Below are 19,784 nucleotides of genomic sequence, written 5' to 3' on the forward strand. Positions count from 1 at the left end.
TGCCCCAAGAGATCCCAGCTTGCGGCAAAGCTCTTTTTTGCCATTTTTCTTAAAAAGATTGACAACTCCATAAAAAACTTGTTACTGTGTATGTGAGTATATACAGTGGAACAGTAGAAGAGGAGTGATCACCCATGCATACATGGAAACAAGCATATTGGCTGGCGGGTTTTGAACTAAAGGCGCGATGGAAACATTCATTGCTAATGCTGGCTTTTTACACATTTTTGGGCTATATTTGCTTATTTTCGTTTGATCATTATGTGGCAGACAACTTTTATGCCTTCGATTTGATTTTTTTACTGCTGTTCATTATGTTTCCGGCCTGGATGAAGCCTAAAATATTCCAGATGCAGAAAATGGACGGGGATTTATGGACCGTGCCCGCAGTGATCATGCTCCAGCAGCTGCCGGTTCCAAAAGCGGTGATCGTTAAAAGCCGTTTTATCATTCACAGCGCATATTCTTTCCCATACCAGCTGATTTTATTGGCTACACTGTTGGCCGTGTCTCCAACTTTCCGTGACATGATGACGCCCTTAAGCTTCCTGGCATTTGTCGCCATTTGGCTGGCAGTCTCGGTTGCACTGGGCTTCGCCATGGCGGCAAGTGAAGCAGGCGGAACATTCGAAACGAAACTACTGGCCAAGTCGATGATTTATCTTGTGCTCGGCATTGCCGTTTTTTATACCGCTTTTCAGTGGCTGGCAGACGAAGGACTGATTTACTGGACGATTGGGCTGGCTCAAAACTGGCCGCTGCTGTCCATCGCGGGTTCTTTGCTGGCCGGTTCTACAGGATGGATCTACTGGCAAAGAGTCATGACAAAAGACATTGAACGAGCGGATTATCTATGAAAGGAGGGCCTGGTCTTGCTGCCGATACGCTTATCCAAAGAATCACGTGAACCCATTTACCATCAGATTGAAAAGCAATTGAAGGCATTGATTGCAGGCGGCCATCTCACTGCTGGAACGCCGCTGCCTTCCATCCGGGCCCTGTCAAAAGACCTTGAAATCAGCGTCATCACGATACGTCGCGCTTATCAGGACCTCGAGGCACAAGGTTTTATCGAAACGGCCCACGGCAAAGGCACCTATGTCGCAGAAATCAAAAACGCCTTAAAGCAGGAAGTCAAAACGGCTTCGGTTTCTGAAAGCTTTGAACGGGCAATTGAGATTGCCCGCAGCTACGATTACAGCGATGAAGAAATGACAGCGATTTTCCATGCAATTCTGAAAAAACGGCAGAAAGGAGACTAACCGATGCCTTCATGGATAGCAATAAACGAACTGCAAAAGAACATGGATGATTTTCAGCTGGGGCCAATCAGTTTGGCCATCGAGCCGGGGACCATCACTGCGCTGGTCGGCAATAATGGATCAGGAAAAAGCACCTTGCTGAAATTGCTCATGAATTTGGCGAACGCCGATACAGGAAACATTGAATTTTTTGGCAAACCCGCGGCTGGCAAGGACGAAAGCTGGAAGCAGCACCTCGCCTTTCAGCCTCAGAGGATTGTCGGGTGGGATGCTTATACCGGTGCGACGCTGAAAGAAATGATTTCCCCGCTATATGGCGAATGGGATGAAGCCCTGTTCGAGCGGATGGTTGGGCTGTTTGATATTCCGCTGGACAAACGGTTCGGCAAAATGTCACAAGGCATGCAGCAGAAGCTGAGCTTGGCCTTGGCACTGCCGCGGAATACCGAAGTCTTGATTCTCGATGAACCGACCGCATTTCTCGACATCCCCTCCAAACGGCATTTCATGGATTTGCTGATTGACTGGATGGACGCTAAAGAGCGGGCCGTCATCATCACCAGCCACCAAACAGACGATTTGCGCAAACTGGCGGACTATCTTTTTGTGATGAGAGATGGCCAAGCGATTGGCTGCTACGAAAAAGAAGCCCTGCTGGAAAGCTACCGGCGCTACTGGCTTGAAGGGCTGCCTGAAGGCTCCGTCCCCGGAGAAGTGTCGCGGGAACGCCGCCAAATCGTATCTGGAAATCCAGCTGCGACTGACCATTATTTAGCGGTCCAAAACATCGCAGTAATCGATCACGCTGCACTGGATTTAGAAGAAATTATCGATCTGTTGCTCAAATAACCCAATCTTGAACAAGAAAGGATGAAAGCAAATGGAGACGATGCTGACTGTAGAAAATTTAGGAAAGTCTTTCAAAGACAAAAAAATTGTATCGAATATTTCATTTGAAGTGAAAAAAGGAGAAATCATGGCGTTGCTCGGACCCAACGGAGCCGGAAAATCCACCACCATCCGCAACATCATGGGCATCATGTATCCGGATGAAGGAACCATTACGTTTCGGGACAAAGGAAAAAAGGACATTCCGCGCAATAAAATCGGCTATTTGCCGGAAGAGCGTGGCTTGTACAAAAACGTCAAAGTCATGGACATCCTGCTGTATTTGGCGGAACTGAAAGACTATCCGCTGGACCGCGCGAAAGAACGGGCGCTGGAACTGTTGAAGAAATTCGATTTGGAAGGAAAAGATAAAGTCTCGGTGGAAGAATTGTCAAAAGGCATGGGGCAGAAAGTCCAGTTTATCGCTGCGATTCTTCATGAACCGGAACTCTTAATCCTGGACGAACCTTTTTCCGGCTTGGATCCTGTCAGTCAGGAATTGTTCAAAAATGAAATCCGCGGATTAGCGGAAAACGGCACAGCGATCTTGCTGTCGTCTCACCAAATGAACCTGGTTGAAGAAATGGCGGACCGTCTGTTCCTGATCCATCGCGGCACAAAAGTGATTTACGGGCCGCTGGATGACGTGAAAAAACAATACGCTAATTTTAAATGCACCATACATGGCATTAATGAACAGAGCGTATTGGAAAGCCTGCCTGAAGTTGAGCGTTTGGAGCAAAATGAAGATACAGCGGTGCTTTACTTGTCGAAAGACGTGGAGCCGGCCGTGTGGCTGAAAAACTTGCCCGCCGAACTGGATGTCCAGGAACTATCCATTGACCGGATTTCCTTGCATGAAATCTTCATCGACATCGCAACAGATAAAAATCTCTTGAAGAGAGAGGAGAATTTGGATGCGTAACACGAAAAAAGTCGCCAAATGGGAAATCAAACGGAACATGAAAAACAAAACATTCCTGATTGGTTTGTTTATCTCACCTGTTTTGTTTCTGGCATTTTACCTCATTCCCGACCTGTTCAATAACTCGGATGAGGACACCGTGACGACCACGGTATTCGTCAACGATCAGCTGGGCGTCTATGACAATCTGGAAGCGACTGCCCAACAAGCTGGAGCCGAATGGGAACTGCAGCCAACCGACATTTCGGAGGAAGAAGCTGCAGGGGCACTCGAATCTGAAGAAAACAGCGCGTATGTCTTTATTGATGAGCGCGCATTTGACGGCGGCGTCTTGCCGGTTTACCAAAGTGAAGAAATCAGTCCCGCTTTTATAAATGAAGTGCAGCTGCTGGGGGCTCCTTTGCAGGCGATGCAAATTGAAGAGCTCGGATTGACGCCTGACGAAGCAAGTGTCATTACCCAAGGCATTGTGTTTGAAGAAGCTTCGGCTAATGCAGCTGCAGAAAACGAAGCAAGTTCAGGAATGGATGACGCCTTCCTGGAAGGCATCGTACCGGGGATATTTGCGGCAGCCGTCTTGCTGTCGATCGTTTTTACCGGCATGGCGATTTTCCAAAGTGCGTCTCAAGAGAAAAAAGACAAAATCGCTGAAATCATTTTGTCGTCCCTGACTCCGGGAGAGCTGATGCAAGGCAAGATTATCGGGTATTTTGTGCTTGGCATTATTCAAATACTGGTCTTTATTGTGCTGGTACTGCCGGTTTTGGTCTGGAAAATCGATGTGCCGATACTTGAGTATTTATTTGTACCGGAACTAGCGTTGATGTTGGTGATCGCGGTACTTGGCTACTTGTTGTTTGCCGCGCTTTTCGTCGGCATTGGGGCGACGATGGCAGACATTTCAACCGCTGGAAACTTCCAGGGGATGATCATGATGCTGCCGTTTGCAGCGCTGATCTTTGTCGGGCCGGTGTTTAATGACCCAAGCGGTATCTGGGCACAAATCGGTTCGTATATCCCATTCACTTCGCCAGCGATTCTGATTCTCCGCTTGTCGCTCCTGGAAGAGTGGCCGTGGATCGAAATCATCATCGCACTGACTATCCTCATTGCCAGTGTCTGGATCTTCATGAAACTGGCCGGCAAAATATTCAAAATTGGTATTTTGATGTACGGCAAAAATGCCACACCGGGCGAAATTTGGAAATGGATCCGTGCCTAGAAAAATAAATAGCTCCAATTGAAAAAGGGCCGCTCCTGTAAATCTTAGGAGCGGCCCTTTATATATAGAAACCGTCTAGCTTGGATCCGGTTTTATTTAGGATTTCAGTTTGTTAATCTCCTGCGTCAGCCCAACAAACCGCCGGTCAAGCGCTGCATAATCTTTGTCTTTTGCAGTCATAAAGCTCAGTTTCCCGAGAACTTCCTGCCGCTCTGTTTCAAGCCGCATGAGCAACTCCGCTGTGTCATCACGTTCCGGAGCAGGGGCATCGAGCTGTTTTTCAATGCGGTGATCCGCAATGACCAACTTGCTGGTGGTCGTTTTTTCACGGAAAGCCTGGTCATGGGAAACAACCAGCATCGTGCCGGTATACTGCGCCAGCGTTTCTTCGAGCTGCTCGCGCGACGGCAAATCGAGGTGGTTGGTCGGTTCATCGAGAACCAGCGCGTCCCGTTCTTCGAGGATATAGACCATCAGCTTGCATTTGATGCGTTCGCCCATGCTCATGGCGCCGATCGGTTCTTTCCACTGTGCTGCGGTAAAGCCGAGATGCTTCATCAAGTTTTGGACTTTGCCACGCGCTTCAAACGTCTCTTTGTAAAACAGCTCACCCGGTGTTTTCTCAAGCGGCAAGTCGAACACTTCCTGCGTCAAGTAGCCGATGCTCGCAGAAGGCGAAATCCAGACGCTGCCGTCCGCTGATTCCTGGCCAAGCAGGATTTTCAGCAAGGTTGTTTTGCCGCTGCCGTTTGCGCCTTCGATGGCGACTTTCTCGCCGTGTAATATGGTAAAGTCGGCTTTTTCAAACAGCAGCTTGCCGCCAAACGCTTTCGACAGATCCTTTACTTCGAGAAAACGCTTTCCGGTTTTATGCGTTGCGTTCATCGAGAAGCTCACTTCGTATTCAGGTTCTGGCGCTTCTGCACCGACCTTTTCCAACTCTTTTTCGAGTCGTTTTTGCTTGGATTTAACTTGCTTGTCCATACTTTTCGCTTTCATTCGGTAATATTCTTTTGCACCTTCCTGTTTGGTCGATTCGGCATGTGCCTTGTGCGACCAGGAAGTGAGCTCGTCCATCTGTGATTCGATGCGCTCGACCATTTTCTGCTGCTTGTCGTATTCACGCTGCTGGGTCAGCCGCTTTTGTTGCCGCGCTTCCATGTAGCTGGTGTAATTGCCGCTGTGTTCAATGAGTTTCTGATTTTCAAGCGACCAAATTTTTGTCGCCACCGCATCCAAAAAGTGGCGGTTGTGCGATACCAGAATGATAGTGCCCGGATACTTCCGGATTTGTGCCTGCAGCAGTTCAATGCTATTGCTGTCCAAGTGGTTGGTCGGCTCATCCAAAAGCAGCAAGTGAGCATTCCGCGACAGACCAGCAGAAAGGCGGGCCTTCAGTTTTTCGCCGCCGCTGAGAAGTGGGAAATCGTGTTGCGGCACGTGCCATTTTTTCAGCAGCGCGCTTTCAGAAGCCGTAACGTCAGTGAAGGAGTGCGCTTCCGTTTCCTGTTCCACAAAGACGGTTTCAATATTCGGCTGAAGCCAGTGGATTCCGCCTGTTGATGGCGCCAATTCACCAGCAATCAGCCGCAGCAACGTCGATTTGCCGGCTCCATTTTTGCCAATGATGCCGATGACCTCGCCTTGCTGAACGCTCGCGTTGACCTCTTCAAAAATCACTGTGTCCATCCATTCAAAACGGACATCTTGCAGTTTCAGTAGTTCTTTCATCCAATCAATCCCTTCGGTTCAGGGAGAACTAAAAAATCCTCCCAAATAAATTTGGAAGGATTAGCCGTATGGTGCCCGATCGAAATAAACCATTTGAGTACAATGGCTCGACAGTTATCAAGATGTGGGCAGACTAATCCTATTTTGCGTGAGTTGAAATTTACATTTCAGTCGCTAAAACAAGATTAGTTGCGCATTGTCCACCCATCAGCCTTTCTGTCGTTTGATAAAGCCAGTATAGCACAGGATTTCCCCCGTTTACAGCAGAAAACATAGAGAGTTCGGTGAATGCTTTTCAAAAATATGGGAAAGTATCTGTTTTGCTCTGGCAGCCAAAGGGTAACCAAGTATTGTCTAATATAAAAAAATGCATCTAAACAAGGAGGCAATTATGGAATATATTAATTTAGGAAAATCAGGATTGCGTGTTCCAAAGTATATACTCGGAACGGTCCCATTTAGTGGAACAAACGGTTTTGAAGCAGCGGGCAACATCGACGAAAAACTGGCGCGCCGGATGGTCGACATGTCGCTGGAAGCGGGCATCAACATGTTCGATACCGCAAACCTTTATTCAGAAGGCGATGCAGAGCGCGTGTTAGGGTCAGCCATTAAAGGACGGCGCGACGACCTGTTGCTGACATCGAAAACAGGCTTCCACATCGACGAAACCAACCCTAACGCTAGAGGAGCTTCGCGAAGCAACATCTTGACATCCATTGAAGGGTCACTTGAGCGCCTTGGCACAGATTACCTTGACGTTTATTTCGTGCACTTATGGGACGGGCAGACACCGGTTGAGGAAACAGTGGAAACGATGACCAGCCTCGTGAAATCCGGCAAGATCCGCCATTGGGGCGTTTCGAACTACAGCGGTTGGGCTTTGGCCAGAACGTTTACGGTCGCCGAGCAATCCGGCAACATTCCGCCGATCACCCAGCAGATCTATTACACACCAGAAGCGCGGGAAGCAGAATACGAATTGCTTCCAGCCGGCAGCGAACTTGGCATCGGTTCCATGATCTGGAGTCCGCTTGGCGAAGGCCTGTTGAACGGCAAAATCAGCCGCACCAAACAAGCGCCTGACAACACACGCCAAGGCGCCGGTTGGGCAGAACCGTGGGTGCAGGACCAGGAGCGGCTGTATCAAGTGATTGATGCTTTGGAAGAGGTCGCAGCCAACCACAACGCTTCGGTGCCGCAAATTGCCTACTCTTGGGTCCGTGATCGTCCGAACGTTGGACCGATCGTTATCGCTGCGCGCAATGAAGAACAACTGAAAGAAAACATCGCGTCGTTCGAAATCAAACTGACGCAAGACGAGCATGACTTGATTGAATCGAAAGCACGTCCAGTGCCGATTTATCCAAACTGGCACCGCACCATGAGCTCGTTTGACATGAGCAGTCCGTCTGAGAAGACGTATTTGGAAGGGTATAAAAAGTCGATGGGGATAGATGAATAAAAAATAATGAAAAAAACGCACCAATCCTGAGCTTTAGATGGCTTCGGGAGGGGTGCGTTTTTTCTGTAGCTTTTAATTTGGTCCCGAGTGGCAGTAACTGTTTAGATTCCACTTACTAATAGGGAAAATGGTTAGATGATGGATAGGAGTAGATGTAGCCATAGAAGGTTTCAACAATGTGGATATTGTGATGGTACAAGGCTTCCACGAATTCCAACATGTTTGAATAGGTAAGTTCTTTGTCTTCCACTAACATACTCGCAGCATGAAGTGCGCGGTCGTTGTGCAAGCTTCCGGTAGTGACCCGCAGTTCGAATTTCTCGAAGGTGCCGTAATCCGCTTTGATGGAGTCCCAAATCCGTCTTTTTACGTTGAGTGGGCACGTCAAGTCATTCCACCCGCTTTTGCCGCCCGTATCGCCGCGCTCAGTGGAGACGATCCAGTCGTAGGTTTCCTTGGTGACGATTTTTGCTTCAGTTTCGTCATGCTTGACCAATACTATTCCATAAGCTTTCATGCGTACCCCCTATTTTTGCGTTTATACATGTATTGTATGCCAGTTTCGTATAAACGCAAAATCAAGTAAAAATAATCGCCCAAATCCTTCTGTACTCTTTGAACTACCCAAAGAAAAGACTGCCGGAGCGGCACCATTTGAACATGACAGTGTCTTCTGAATACTAGATGCAGAGCTTTATCTATCAACATCGACTTTGATAAATATCTTAGTTTCATCGGATTTTTATGCACCTGAAAATATGCATCATATCCTGCCAGTAGGGCAATTGAAGTCGCCGTCTAAAACTGAGCCCAGCCAAATAGGCAGGAAATAGTGTGCTATACTTAAGGAATCTTAAAGAAAATTGGTTGGCCGAGGCAAAACTGAAGAGGATTTTTTCCGAAATCCACAAAGGAAAAATTGCAAACTTAATAGGTCTTTCAGTCGGGAGGAACGGTTCCCATACTGCCCCTCAAATTCTTGAGGATTCGTAGAAAAAGGCTAAGGCAACTTAAGAAAGCGACAGGATGCCGCGTTCTCAGTTTGCCTTCTTTGTTTTGTGCATGTGTTAGTTTACAATTTTTTAAAAAATTGATTTCGGCCAATAATTTTCGATTATAGAAGGGAGGTGTTTCAATGGAAAATTGGGCCCGGTTTCTTGAGGTCAACGCGCCTCGCATACTAGAGTTGACAATCGACCACGCCATTTTGGTTTCACTGGCAATTGTCGTCGCACTATTAATCGGCATTCCGCTCGGCATCTACCTCACCACGAACCAATACCTTGCTGATACAGTTCTTCAAATTGCTTCTATTACATTAACGATTCCGAGCATTGCCCTTTTCGGGGTGATGATTCCAATCTTTTCGATTATTAACCAGGGCATTGGATTTGTGCCGGCTTTTGCGGCGCTGGTCCTGTATTCCCAGTTGCCAATTATCCGCAACACTTACACAGGGATCAAGAACGTCAATCCGGAAATGCGTGATGCGGCGATCGGCATGGGCATGAAAACGCATCAGCGTTTATTGCGTGTCGAAATCCCGAATGCCTTGCCAGTCATCATGGCGGGTGTCCGCACCGCGGTTGTTATGAATATCGGAATTGCGGTCATCGCTGCGTATATTGGTGCAGGTGGCCTTGGCGTCCTTATTACACAAGGCATCAGCAGAAACGACAATTACTTGATCATCAGCGGTTCCATCGCTGTAGCAATTTTGGCGATCATTGCGGATGCTATTCTTTTATTGATACAAAAACGTTATACGAAAAAAGTGTTAGCGGATTAACTGCAGAGAGGTGAGTCTATGATTTCATTTAAGCACGTAACCAAAAAGTACGGAGAAGACATCACAGCGATCGAAGATGTGGATTTCACTGTAGAAGAAGGCAAGATTGTCGTATTGCTCGGCCCTTCAGGCTGTGGGAAAACCACACTGCTGCGGATGGTCAACCGGCTTGAGTCTATTTCAGAAGGCGAAATCATTATTAATGGGGAAAACTCCAAAGAGTTGGATCCTATTGAGTTAAGAAGAAAGATCGGCTATGTCATTCAAAGCAACGGCCTGTTCCCGAACATGACGATTGAAGAAAACGTCATGCTTGTGCCGGACCTGTTGGGGTGGAGCAAAAAAGACAAGCGCGAACGCTTCAAGTATTTGATGAAGCTCAGCGGCTTGGATGCAGAAGATTATGGAAAGCGCTTTCCGCATGAATTGTCGGGCGGACAGCAACAGCGCATCGGCGTGGTGCGTGCACTTGCGGCCGATCCTCCGGTTATGTTGATGGATGAACCGTTTGGCGCGCTTGACCCGATCATTCGGGAAAAGATCCAGGACGAGTTTTTACAGATCCAGCGCGAAGTGAAGAAGACGATTCTGTTCGTTAGCCACGACATTGACGAAGCAATCAAAATGGCCGATAAAATTGTCTTGCTGCGCGACGGAAAAATCATGCAGTTTGATACGCCGTCAGAAATGCTGGCGCATCCGAACAATGAGTTTGTTTCCCAGTTTTTCGGCAAAGACCGAGCGATCAAAAGCTTGAGTTTGCACACTGTTGAAAATTTACGGGAAGTCATCGGGCTGGGTCCGGTTGATGAAACCATCCAGGATACCAAAACTATTAATGTTCATCAGGATTTGCGCAATACCTTGTCGATGTTGTTAAACCAAGAAGCGGATCAAGTGATTGTAAAAGATGATGATGGTGAAAATATCGGGACGATCACAATCGATCTTGTCCAAAAATACTTGCATTTTGAAATAAAAGGGAAGATATCCGCCTCCCAGGAAGGGTGATCCGGTGAATCGTAAAAAATTGATAGGCAATATCGTCAGATACACACTTTATGCATTGGTCGCCGCCTTCTTTATCTGGGCGATTTCCAATAGCTATTTTGACTACATGTTCACGCAATCCGAAACATTTTTGCTGCTGCTGCGGCAGCACGTTGTACTGGTGCTGGTTTCTTCACTGCTTGCCATTTTAATCGCAGTGCCGGCCGGCATCCTCATCACCCGGCCGAAATTCAAAAAGTCGGAATGGCTGGTTTCGACCCTTGTTAATTTGGGGCAAACCATTCCGAGCTTGGCAGTTCTGGCGCTCATGATCAGTATTTTGGGCATTGGCTTTCAAACAGCTGTTTTTGCACTGTTCATTTATTCGATCTTGCCAATTTTCAGAAACACAGTAGCTGGCATTGACTCCATAGACAAGAACATGATCGATGCGGCAAAAGGGATGGGCATGAAACCGCACCAAATTTTATTCCGCATCGAACTTCCCAATTCCGCGTACTCGATTCTTGCGGGCATCCGGACAGCTGTCGTGTTGAATATCGGGACAGCGGCGCTTGCCTACGTAGTCGGGGCAGGCGGACTTGGGGTTTGGATATTCACCGGGATCAACTTGTTTGATAACGGCTTCCTGATTTCCGGGGCCATCCCTGTGACGTTACTGGCGATTCTGGCTGATTATATCCTGCGTAAAGTGGAATATGCCATTGTGCCAAAAGGATCAAGGCGCATTGAAAAAGCTTAACGAAGAGAATAGGAGGCATCAGAATTTGTGATTAAATTACTCAAACTTATCCCTCTATTGATGGTCGCTGTCATCCTGTCGGCCTGCTCGGGCTTTGGCGTGACAGGAAAAGAAGTGACGGTAGGCGGCAAAAACTTTACTGAACAATATTTATTGTCAGAGATGACCGCTTTCTTGTTGGTAGAAGAAGGATTCAAAGTAAACCAAATGAACAACCTTGGCAGCAGCGTGGTCCGCTCCGCATTGGAAAACGGCCAAGTAGACTTGATGTGGGAATATACTGGGACAGCGCTTATCACCTATATGGGTGAAGCATCCATCGCAGATCCCGAAGAAGCCTTCCAAAAGGTCAAAGAAATCGACAGTGAAAACGATATCCACTGGATGAACATGTCGGAAGTCAACAATACCTACGCACTCGCCATGAGAAGCGAGCAAGCGGAAGAGCTGGGCATCGTGTCCATCAGTGACCTCGCAGCTTATATCAATGAAAATCCGGGCGAGCTGTCAATGGCGTCTGATGCCGAGTTTGCGAACCGTTCAGACGGCTTGCCGGGCGTGGAAGAAACTTATGGCTTTGAATTTGGCTCCGGCCAAGTCAGCCAAATGGATCTCGGGTTGACGCAGCGCTCGCTTGACAATGAGCAAGTTGACGTGTCCGTCGCTTTTGAAACGGACGCGACCATCAGAAGCTACGACCTGATTGTCTTGGAAGACGACGAACAATTCTTCCCGCCATACCGGGCAGCTGTCGCGATCAACCAAGAAGTATTTGACGAATACCCGGAAATCGAAGAAATCACGGCTCGCTTAGCTGAAAGCTTAAACAGTGAAATCATGCGAGAGCTGAATTACATGGTTGATGTTGAAGGACAGAGCGTTTCAGTCGTGGCGTATGAGTGGCTTGTGGAGAATGGGTTTTTGGAAGAAGAGTAGGGCATTAAAGATTTAATATATATAAGTTGAACTACTAATCTTTCATTGTCGATATTCCGCAAAACAGCTGCGCTTTCCGCGGGCTCGCGTCCAAGCCTCCTCAGTCACTCTGTTCCCTGCGGGGTCTCGGCCGTCTCGCTTTACCGCAGGAGTCGCAGCTGTTTTGCTTCATATCGGATAGTAAGCAACGGATCTCAGCGCTGGTGCGTCCACGTAGGCGGGGGAGCGGTTGTCTTTGCTCTACCCAAAGCGACCGAAGCGGTATATAAAATGATAATTCCTAAGTTCAACTTATATAGTAACGGATGAAGAAAACGCACCAATCCTGAGCTGGAAACAGTTCTAGGATTGGTGCGTTTTTTCGGTTGAAAAGATCAAGTTGCATTAATGGGAATTTAAACCTTTTTCTTCAGTTATAAAAGAAAATTAGGTTAATTGAGATAGGGCAATGGGTATAAAAAGAGTACAATTCATTGGGTTTACAGTTTTATCAATGACAACTTAATTTGGGGGACAGGCGAATGAGCAGCTACGAAAAGTCAGAAAAAGAACGGAAAAAAATGATTGCAAAAGAGAAAGAAAAAGAATTCGAAAAAAGACTTGGCGATAACCCAAAGGCGTTAAAGAATCAATCGAAATTTAAACAAACAGTATCGTGGACTGTTCTATTTTTTATTATTTTCTATGGTTTTGAATTTTTCCTTTTTCTAGTATCATTTTTACAATAATCAACCTAGTTCTATATGGGAGAAAATCCTTTTACCATCACAAAGTTATTGACACCGACTTGCCAGTAAAATATAAGATTAACAACTTATGCATGTTTTCTAAAGACAGGTCAATTGATTAAAAATAGAGGGATGCAGTGCTAATAAGATTTTCACGTAGAATTTTTTGCCCTTTTATGCGTACTCGTTTTGTAAAAGAAGGGAAAGTAAAGACAAAAAAAGAGTAGCTTTCGCCAAACTTCTTTCTTAAGCAATCGTTCTCAATTGCAGTATAGTTACCTGTTGTCTTCCATACCAACTGATGGCGACGAATTTAAATCCACATCCTTGATTCCTTCCCAAGTAAAAAAGCGAACGGTAGTTTCACTCATCCATTCTTCTTTACCCAAACCTAAAACACCTTCAGGATCGATACTAGAAGGATGATCCCGGGACATAATCATAATGGAAATTGATTGGTCATCAAGGGGCTTGCCAACAAAACCGAAGTTTGTCTTGTAAAAATTATAGAAATAAGTGGTTTCTCCTAACGTGGCATGCCGGTATTCGATTACTAAGGATTGCTGGCTATCGGGATGAACGATTTTCCTGTACTCATTATCTATCCATAAAACGATAAAACCATGGAACAATAATATAGGTATGCCAATGAAAAGGGTGGCTGTTATCCAAACGTTAGAAAGTTTGGATCTAAAGACGAGGACACTAATCATAACAATGTTTAATACCAAGGGGATGACATATCCTGTTGGTTTCAAGAAGAGTAGAACATAATCTGTATAATGCAAGATAACAAGGGTGGAGTCCATAATTCCCAAAGTGACGAGCATCCATTTTTCTTTTGTCATAAGATTCCACGTCCTTATGGATTTTGTAGTTTCCCCCATCGGTTCTTACCCAACTTGAGCTGTTTATTGAAGAAGTTCTGACTCGCATAATTAGTAAACCAACATCTCAGCGCTCCATGCTATTCGTGGCCTTAACGTATACCACTTAGTGATAAAAATAGTGAATCGGCAGAGCCGGGGGCATCTAGGTAACCTGGGATGAAGGAAGCGATAATCAGCAATTAGTTTTTGCTTTTTAGTTCTAAAAGTATTGGAGTTATATTTAATAAAATTGATAATATTGTTAAAACCCATAAGGCCGCTGCCATGATCGGCACAACATCCAATAAGGCTGACCAGTCCTCCGCCTTTACCCAACTGGACACCATACTATAATCTGCGACAACGGTTAATGTTGTAAAGGACAAACCCATCGCCATCGCCAATTTATAATCTTTGCCTATTGCATACATAAAAAGATTGATGCAAGTTGCTGCTATTGCGACAAGTCCGAATATAAACCACATAGTTATACCTCCGTCTGCACTGGGAATTACTATTCCTTAGCTGTAGTCTGGGGTGGGATTGATACGTTTTTTATTCTTCTTAATAAACAAGCTAAATAAACCGAGTAGCATTTGAATAAAACCGAGCATTAATAATTGAACTGTTGGCAAGTACCATTCTCCGATTAAAAAGACTGGCATCGCACTGCAAACTAATAATAACCCTCCCAGTAGAATGGTGAATATAAAGACAACCCGATCTTTTTTTAGAAAGCCATAGACTGAAGCAATGGCATTTCCAATTCCAAAAATCATTATTCCGAAAACAGCTAAAGTTGCCCAACTGCCAAATGGCATTATACCTATCCACTCCTGTGGAAATGCACTAAACACTCCACGTTCTAAAAACATCAATGCTCCCATATAAAATGCACCTAGAGACAGTAATAAATTAAAAATAGCTAAGAAAAATCTCAATAATATCCCTCCGTTTAGCGTTGTAAAACTTATCTAATTAGCCGATATTCCCAACGATGAAAACACTCAATTAGAAGGTAATAGCCAGTTTCATCATCAAACATTATTGATCCACATTGTTCAGAGGATTCCATGACTGTGACCGGATTTTCTTCTGACTGCTTGAATCCACTTAAGTTTGGCGTTACGTGTATCCATTTTTGATCAGTATTTTTATCGTAGGAAGCAACTAAATCATAAATGACTACACCCTTAGCGCTCCTTTTTGGACCACTTTCAAAAGCATTCGGATATTCAGGAGTATCCGCCACTTCTACAGCAATCTCCACTGAGCTTTCTTTCCCATCCTCAAAATCTCGAATAAACCTTTGCAATTCCTTGTTCTGCGAGAGTTTTTCTTCTTCGGAAAGGCTGGAACATCCTGTTAAAATGACGGACAGAAAAAGGAGGATAACAAAAGCTTTATACATCTATACATTCTCCTTTCTTGCAAACAAAAAGTGGTTTTTGGGAAGTTATGGAATTGCTACAATGAATGACGCAACTGGAAATGTAAAAGTTCATTCTTAGTAGATATGTTTTATTTGTTTCGGAGAACAGAAGCTTCACAGTTAATTTTAGAATCATCTAATTTATCGGCATCCGCTTGAGCAAAAGGGAGGAATGGAACTTAATTGCACTAACTTCTCTGCCTCTATCGTTTTATCCTATAGCCGCTTCCAAAATCAATTGGCCACAACTAATAAATAGAGATCCTTGCGCTTGATAATACAGTACAATTTCACAATCGAACGAAGAATATACAATTGTCTCTAAAAATGCACAAAGGGAAAGTTTGCCCTTTGTGCATTTTTTATGGTATAACATGAAAGTATCGAAATGAGGTGACGGAATGTCCGACAGCAGTTTACGGGATAAGAAAAAAATTGCGACCCGCCAGGCTTTGGCTGAAGCTGCCTTCGATTTGGCAGTGGAGCGGGGAGTGGATGGTTTTGTGGTAGAAGATATCGTCACCAAGGCCGGCTATTCGCGCCGGACGTTTGCCAATTATTTTTCATGCAAGGAAGAAGCAATTGCCAATTCTTTGACGATGAATGATTATTTGGAGCAAGACGACCAATTTTCATTTTCTGCGAATGATTATACGCCGCTGAGCACCATTGAAATGTATATTCGGGGCAGCTTTACGATTAATAAACTAAAGCGGCTCAACTGGCTCATTTCCCTGTCCCGGAATCACCCGACACTTAAGTTGTATGTAACCGGTGCGTTAAAGGAAGTACAGGATTTTGCCAGACGCGGCATCAGTGAAGAGTTTGGCAGCGAATATCCGGAAGAGTATTACCATATTCTGATTGGCGCTGTGTTCGGTGCGGTTTTGCCGGTTCTTGATGAAAGCATCGACGTGAAATTGCCGGAAAATGGAGAACAACACGGAACAGACAATGAGTTTAATCAATATGTTGATATTGTCTTTGCTCATTTACGAAAAGGATTTAATTAAAGAAAATAGAGAACGGAGTTGCAAACGTGTCAAAGTTTTTTTACAGCATCGGAAAAACGGCATACAGCAAGCCTTGGATTTTCATTGCCAGCTGGCTGCTCATTTTAGGAGTCATCATTACTGCCATCGTCACAAATGGTGTGAACACAAGCAGTGAAACGAGAATTGACGGAACCGCAGCGCAAGACGTGCTGGATCAGTTGGCGGAAGATTTCCCGGTCGCTTCGGGTGGTCAGGGAAGTTATATTTTTGAGGTTCCTGAAGGGGAAACGATTGATGAAGCAGCAAATGCGGGAGCTCTCGCACTGGCTGTGAACGAAATTTACGAGCTGGATCATGTGGTAAATCCGATGGATATGCTGCAGGACGGGGAAGCGATGGCCCAAATGGAGGAAATGCAGGGCATGTTGAGCCAGTTGCAGACGCCAACAGTTGCCCACCGGCCTTTCGTGGTTCAGGAAATGCCGGTTCCAGGGGTCCAAATTTCTGAAGACGGCACCGTCGCCCTGTTCCAATTTCAGATGACGAAACAGGCGGAAGACCTGACAGAAGGTGAGCGTGCTGAATTGTCAGCGGCTGCGTCTACCGTGGAAGACGATACATCTATGAAAGTCATCCCGACAGGCACGCTGCAAGGGGTGGACATCCCGATCGGCGGTACGCATGAAATTATCGGACTGGCAATCGCAGGTGTGATTCTCGTTGTCACGCTCGGTTCGCTTATTGCGGCCGGTTTGCCGCTCGTTGTGGCATTGATCGGTGTCGGTGTAGGCGTCGGCGGAACGTTCGCCGTATCCAGCTTTTTTGAGATCAATAGTCTGACGCCGGTTCTGGGTCTGATGATTGGCCTGGCAGTCGGAATTGATTATGCGTTATTCATTGTCAACAGACAGCGCAAGCTGATCATTGACCAACAGCTGTCCGCAAAAGAAGCGGCAGCCCGTGCACTGGGTACAGCTGGCAGTGCGGTATTTTTTGCCGCCTTGACCGTCATCATCGCACTCAGCGGTTTGCTTGTCATCGGCATTTCTTTCCTGAGCAGTATGGCGATCGTTGCTTCTTTAACTGTTTTGATCGACTTGCTCGTTGCATTGACCCTTCTGCCCGCATTGCTTGGGCTGATTGGTGAACGAATCGTTTCCGTTAAGACAAGACAGAAAGAACAGGCAAAAACAGACGCCAAACCGAGCTTTGCACATAGCTGGATCGCCGGCATTCTCAAAGCCAAATGGGTCGCAGTGCTGCTTGTCATTGCAGTTCTTGGAACTCTTTCCGTTCCGGTACTGCAGATGAATCTTGGCATGCCATCCGGTGCCAGTGCCAACGAGGATACGGCGGTCAGACAAAGCTATGACATTATCTCTGATAGTTTTGGCGAGGGCTATAACGGCCCGCTGCTGCTCGTTGCAGAAAACCAGGACGCGGGTCCAGTTGCTCCGCAGGAATATGTCCAGCTGCTGACGAATATCGCTCAGCTTGACGGCATTTCAGAAGTGTCACCGGGCGGCTTTAACGAAGACGGAACCATCGCCATCGTTTCAATCATTCCAGCAAGCGGCCCGACAGATGACACGACAAAAGAATTGGTGGAAAGCTTGCGTTCAGACGCGGCAACTGTTGAAGGCACACAGCTTGAGGTTGGTGTGACCGGATTGACTGCGGTCAATATCGACATCTCAGAGAAATTAGCGGAAGTATTCCCGATTTACATCGGAATCATCGTCATCCTGTCGCTTCTCATTCTGCTTGTTGTGTTCCGCTCCATCATCATTCCGATCAAAGCAACTGTCGGCTTCTTGCTGAGCATCATGGCCACATTTGGTGCAACTACAGCCGTGTTCCAGTGGGGCTGGTTCGGTTCGATGTTCGGAATTGATACAGGCGGTCCCTTGTTGAGCTTTATTCCGATATTGGTGACGGGAATCTTGTATGGACTCGCAATGGACTACCAGGTATTTCTCGTTTCTTCCATGCGCGAAGCTTATATTCACGGACAAAAAGGCGACCGTGCCATTGTGAATGGGTATAAGACCGCGAGCAAAGTGGTTGTCGCTGCAGCGTTGATCATGGTCTCGGTGTTCTCCGGTTTTATCTTCACGGACGACATCATGATCAAGCAGATCGGCTTTGCCTTGGCATTCGGGATTCTTGTGGATGCCTTCCTGATCCGGATGATCTTTGTGCCAGCAGTCATGTCAATGTTCGGAGACAAAATCTGGTGGCTGCCGAAATGGCTTGATAAGCTTCTGCCGGATTTAGATATTGAAGGAGAAAAACTCCTGCAGGAACTGGATAAAAAAGAAAAAGTGAAAGTGAAAAATGCAGAAGAAAATCCTGTATGATCATACTTTAAGCTGCCGGGAAACTCTCGGCAGCTTTTGTTTTGCCTTGTAATTCTTTTCATAAAAGTATTTACTACCATAAAGTTAATATTGGAATATACTAGTATTAATATGTTTTAAAATGTTAATTTTTATAAATTACCTTTTTAAAACAGCATGAAACTAGTAAAGGAGCGTCTTCAAATGACAAAGAAAATGATATATTTAATCGTCCTTTTAACGGTTATTTTTATGGTGGGATGTACAAAAGTAGAAGATGCAGCAGTTACAGATGCAGAAACAGATACACAAGAAGTAACCACAGCTGAAGCAAATGAAAGCAGCGATAAAGAAGAAACGATCCCTGCGGTTGTAGAGGAACCAGTAGCAGAGGAACCAGCAGCCGAACCAACTGAGGAGGTGTTCGAAGGATACGAGCTGATCGAAGTGGATGGCGGGGATGTGTCTGGAACACGTGAACCAAACGTCGCCGTTAACATTGGCTATGGAGATCGTGACTATTGGGCCTTCACGAATGAACACGGGCAGCTGGCGCGTGTCGTTGCAGATGAAATCATTGTACAGGATGACAGCACTGAACCGGTCTTATCGTCTGGCAGGTACTATTCCGATGAAGCCAAGGTGCCGGGTGTCGAAAGTGACGTGTTAGACGAGGGGCATGTCCTTGCGGATTCTCTTGGAGGGGTGTCGAATGCCTATAATATTACCCCGCAAGAAAGTACGCTCAACTGCCATGGCGATCAAGCGTATATGGAAGACGTCATCCGCGACGCAGGTGGAGCCACGAATTTTGAAGCCATCATCACCTATCCGGATACGGAAACGCAGATCCCTTCCAGTTATCAATATACGTATACGGTAATGGGGAACGAAGTCGTGGATACCTTTGACAACGTGAACCCGGATGAAGTAAACGCATCCCTCGGGTTAACCGGCAGTGAGCCTACTGATTCTAGTGCAGACACAGACAGTCAGCCTGCCGAGTTACCCGTTGCAAACACAGGTGGTGATGTAGCCAGTGTCGATACGAACGGCAATGGACAGGTGACGATCAAGGAAGCCAAAGCAGCAGGTTTTAGTATGCCGATCATGAGTGATCATTGGTTATATCCGCATATGCGGGATAATGACAATGATGGGATGGTCGGGGAGTAAACCGCTCGAGCTTTGAGGCAAGATGAATGAAAGAACCATTTTCTCTTTGGACAATTTAAAGCAAGTGGCGATTTCCTTGTGGAATTCTATTTGAGTAAAGACCTCGATTCAAACGAGGTCTTTTTTTACTATAAGTAATAGAGATGAGTTTTAATGTGCAAAGGGCTAAAAATATATGTGTTCATTTATAGGAACACAAAGTAACATACCTTCTTTCCAACACGAAATAAGAGCCGAAATGATATGTTAAAATAGCCTTAACAAGTATTTCGAT

The 19,784-nt window shown here is 45.9% G+C and carries 20 protein-coding genes; 14 read left to right on the forward strand and 6 right to left on the reverse strand.

All coding sequences use genetic code 11. From position 1 onward, the window contains the following. Window positions 1-134: 134 nt before the first annotated feature. The 5 genes from AC4EHK_RS01055 to AC4EHK_RS01075 are packed head-to-tail and all read left to right on the forward strand — an operon-like array spanning window position 135 to window position 4,297. Window positions 135-857, forward strand: coding sequence for a hypothetical protein (locus tag AC4EHK_RS01055; RefSeq protein ID WP_490976946.1), 723 nt, complete (start codon window positions 135-137; stop codon window positions 855-857). Window positions 858-872: 15 nt separating this feature from the next. Next, window positions 873-1,262: a GntR family transcriptional regulator gene (locus tag AC4EHK_RS01060; RefSeq protein ID WP_490976947.1), complete on the forward strand. Its 390-nt coding sequence runs from the start codon at window positions 873-875 to the stop codon at window positions 1,260-1,262. 3 nt (window positions 1,263-1,265) lie between these two features. Further along, complete coding sequence (locus tag AC4EHK_RS01065) at window positions 1,266-2,111, forward strand: ABC transporter ATP-binding protein (protein WP_490976948.1); 846 nt, start codon at window positions 1,266-1,268, stop codon at window positions 2,109-2,111. Between the two features lie 31 nt (window positions 2,112-2,142). Further along, entirely contained in the window at window positions 2,143-3,075 is a 933-nt protein-coding gene (locus AC4EHK_RS01070; RefSeq protein ID WP_490976949.1) for an ABC transporter ATP-binding protein, read from the forward strand. Beyond that, entirely contained in the window at window positions 3,068-4,297 is a 1,230-nt protein-coding gene (locus AC4EHK_RS01075; protein ID WP_490976950.1) for an ABC transporter permease, read from the forward strand. Before AC4EHK_RS01070 ends, AC4EHK_RS01075 begins: the two co-directional genes overlap by 8 nt. A gap of 96 nt (window positions 4,298-4,393) precedes the next feature. Here the strand turns inward: AC4EHK_RS01075 and abc-f are convergent, their stop codons facing one another. Continuing rightward, window positions 4,394-6,028: a ribosomal protection-like ABC-F family protein gene (gene abc-f / locus AC4EHK_RS01080; RefSeq protein ID WP_490976951.1), complete on the reverse strand. Its 1,635-nt coding sequence runs from the start codon at window positions 6,026-6,028 to the stop codon at window positions 4,394-4,396. A 391-nt stretch (window positions 6,029-6,419) separates the two neighbouring features. Here abc-f and AC4EHK_RS01085 point away from each other — a divergent pair, with 391 nt between their 5' ends. Beyond that, on the forward strand, window positions 6,420-7,493 hold the full coding sequence (locus tag AC4EHK_RS01085; protein WP_490976952.1) for an aldo/keto reductase: 1,074 nt from the start codon (window positions 6,420-6,422) through the stop codon (window positions 7,491-7,493). Window positions 7,494-7,608: 115 nt separating this feature from the next. Here the strand turns inward: AC4EHK_RS01085 and AC4EHK_RS01090 are convergent, their stop codons facing one another. Then, window positions 7,609-8,010 carry a hypothetical protein gene (locus AC4EHK_RS01090; RefSeq protein WP_490976953.1) on the reverse strand — a complete coding sequence of 134 codons (402 nt, stop codon included), beginning with the start codon at window positions 8,008-8,010 and terminating at the stop codon, window positions 7,609-7,611. A gap of 618 nt (window positions 8,011-8,628) precedes the next feature. Between AC4EHK_RS01090 and AC4EHK_RS01095 the strand changes: the two genes are divergently transcribed. From AC4EHK_RS01095 to AC4EHK_RS01115, 5 genes are all read left to right on the forward strand, one after another. Beyond that, window positions 8,629-9,282, forward strand: a complete 654-nt coding sequence (locus tag AC4EHK_RS01095) for an ABC transporter permease (protein ID WP_490976954.1) — start codon at window positions 8,629-8,631, stop codon at window positions 9,280-9,282. 18 nt (window positions 9,283-9,300) lie between these two features. Next, entirely contained in the window at window positions 9,301-10,293 is a 993-nt protein-coding gene (locus tag AC4EHK_RS01100) for an ABC transporter ATP-binding protein (protein WP_490976955.1), read from the forward strand. A gap of 4 nt (window positions 10,294-10,297) precedes the next feature. After that, window positions 10,298-11,035 (forward strand): ABC transporter permease, encoded by a 738-nt coding sequence (locus tag AC4EHK_RS01105; protein ID WP_490976956.1) that lies wholly within the window; start codon window positions 10,298-10,300, stop codon window positions 11,033-11,035. A gap of 27 nt (window positions 11,036-11,062) precedes the next feature. Next, entirely contained in the window at window positions 11,063-11,971 is a 909-nt protein-coding gene (locus AC4EHK_RS01110) for a glycine betaine ABC transporter substrate-binding protein (protein ID WP_490976957.1), read from the forward strand. Window positions 11,972-12,492: 521 nt separating this feature from the next. Next, window positions 12,493-12,699 (forward strand): hypothetical protein, encoded by a 207-nt coding sequence (locus AC4EHK_RS01115; RefSeq protein ID WP_490976958.1) that lies wholly within the window; start codon window positions 12,493-12,495, stop codon window positions 12,697-12,699. 275 nt (window positions 12,700-12,974) lie between these two features. Here AC4EHK_RS01115 and AC4EHK_RS01120 read toward each other — a convergent pair whose 3' ends face one another. The 4 genes from AC4EHK_RS01120 to AC4EHK_RS01135 all read right to left on the reverse strand — a co-directional run bounded on the left by AC4EHK_RS01120 (window position 12,975) and on the right by AC4EHK_RS01135 (window position 14,979). Further along, on the reverse strand, window positions 12,975-13,547 hold the full coding sequence (locus AC4EHK_RS01120; RefSeq protein WP_490976959.1) for a hypothetical protein: 573 nt from the start codon (window positions 13,545-13,547) through the stop codon (window positions 12,975-12,977). A gap of 221 nt (window positions 13,548-13,768) precedes the next feature. Continuing rightward, window positions 13,769-14,053, reverse strand: coding sequence for a hypothetical protein (locus AC4EHK_RS01125; RefSeq protein ID WP_490976960.1), 285 nt, complete (start codon window positions 14,051-14,053; stop codon window positions 13,769-13,771). A gap of 36 nt (window positions 14,054-14,089) precedes the next feature. Beyond that, window positions 14,090-14,509: a hypothetical protein gene (locus AC4EHK_RS01130; protein ID WP_490976961.1), complete on the reverse strand. Its 420-nt coding sequence runs from the start codon at window positions 14,507-14,509 to the stop codon at window positions 14,090-14,092. A gap of 29 nt (window positions 14,510-14,538) precedes the next feature. Continuing rightward, window positions 14,539-14,979 (reverse strand): hypothetical protein, encoded by a 441-nt coding sequence (locus AC4EHK_RS01135; RefSeq protein WP_490976962.1) that lies wholly within the window; start codon window positions 14,977-14,979, stop codon window positions 14,539-14,541. A gap of 422 nt (window positions 14,980-15,401) precedes the next feature. On the opposite strand from AC4EHK_RS01135, the gene AC4EHK_RS01140 reads away from it, so the two are divergent. From AC4EHK_RS01140 to AC4EHK_RS01150, 3 genes are all read left to right on the forward strand, one after another. After that, entirely contained in the window at window positions 15,402-16,013 is a 612-nt protein-coding gene (locus AC4EHK_RS01140) for a TetR/AcrR family transcriptional regulator (protein ID WP_490976963.1), read from the forward strand. A gap of 26 nt (window positions 16,014-16,039) precedes the next feature. Further along, window positions 16,040-18,355 carry an MMPL family transporter gene (locus tag AC4EHK_RS01145; protein WP_490976964.1) on the forward strand — a complete coding sequence of 772 codons (2,316 nt, stop codon included), beginning with the start codon at window positions 16,040-16,042 and terminating at the stop codon, window positions 18,353-18,355. 183 nt (window positions 18,356-18,538) lie between these two features. Then, complete coding sequence (locus tag AC4EHK_RS01150; protein WP_490976965.1) at window positions 18,539-19,510, forward strand: DNA/RNA non-specific endonuclease; 972 nt, start codon at window positions 18,539-18,541, stop codon at window positions 19,508-19,510. The last annotated feature ends 274 nt before the right edge of the window (window positions 19,511-19,784 follow it).

The organism is Planococcus sp. TJ-307, assembly GCF_058268435.1.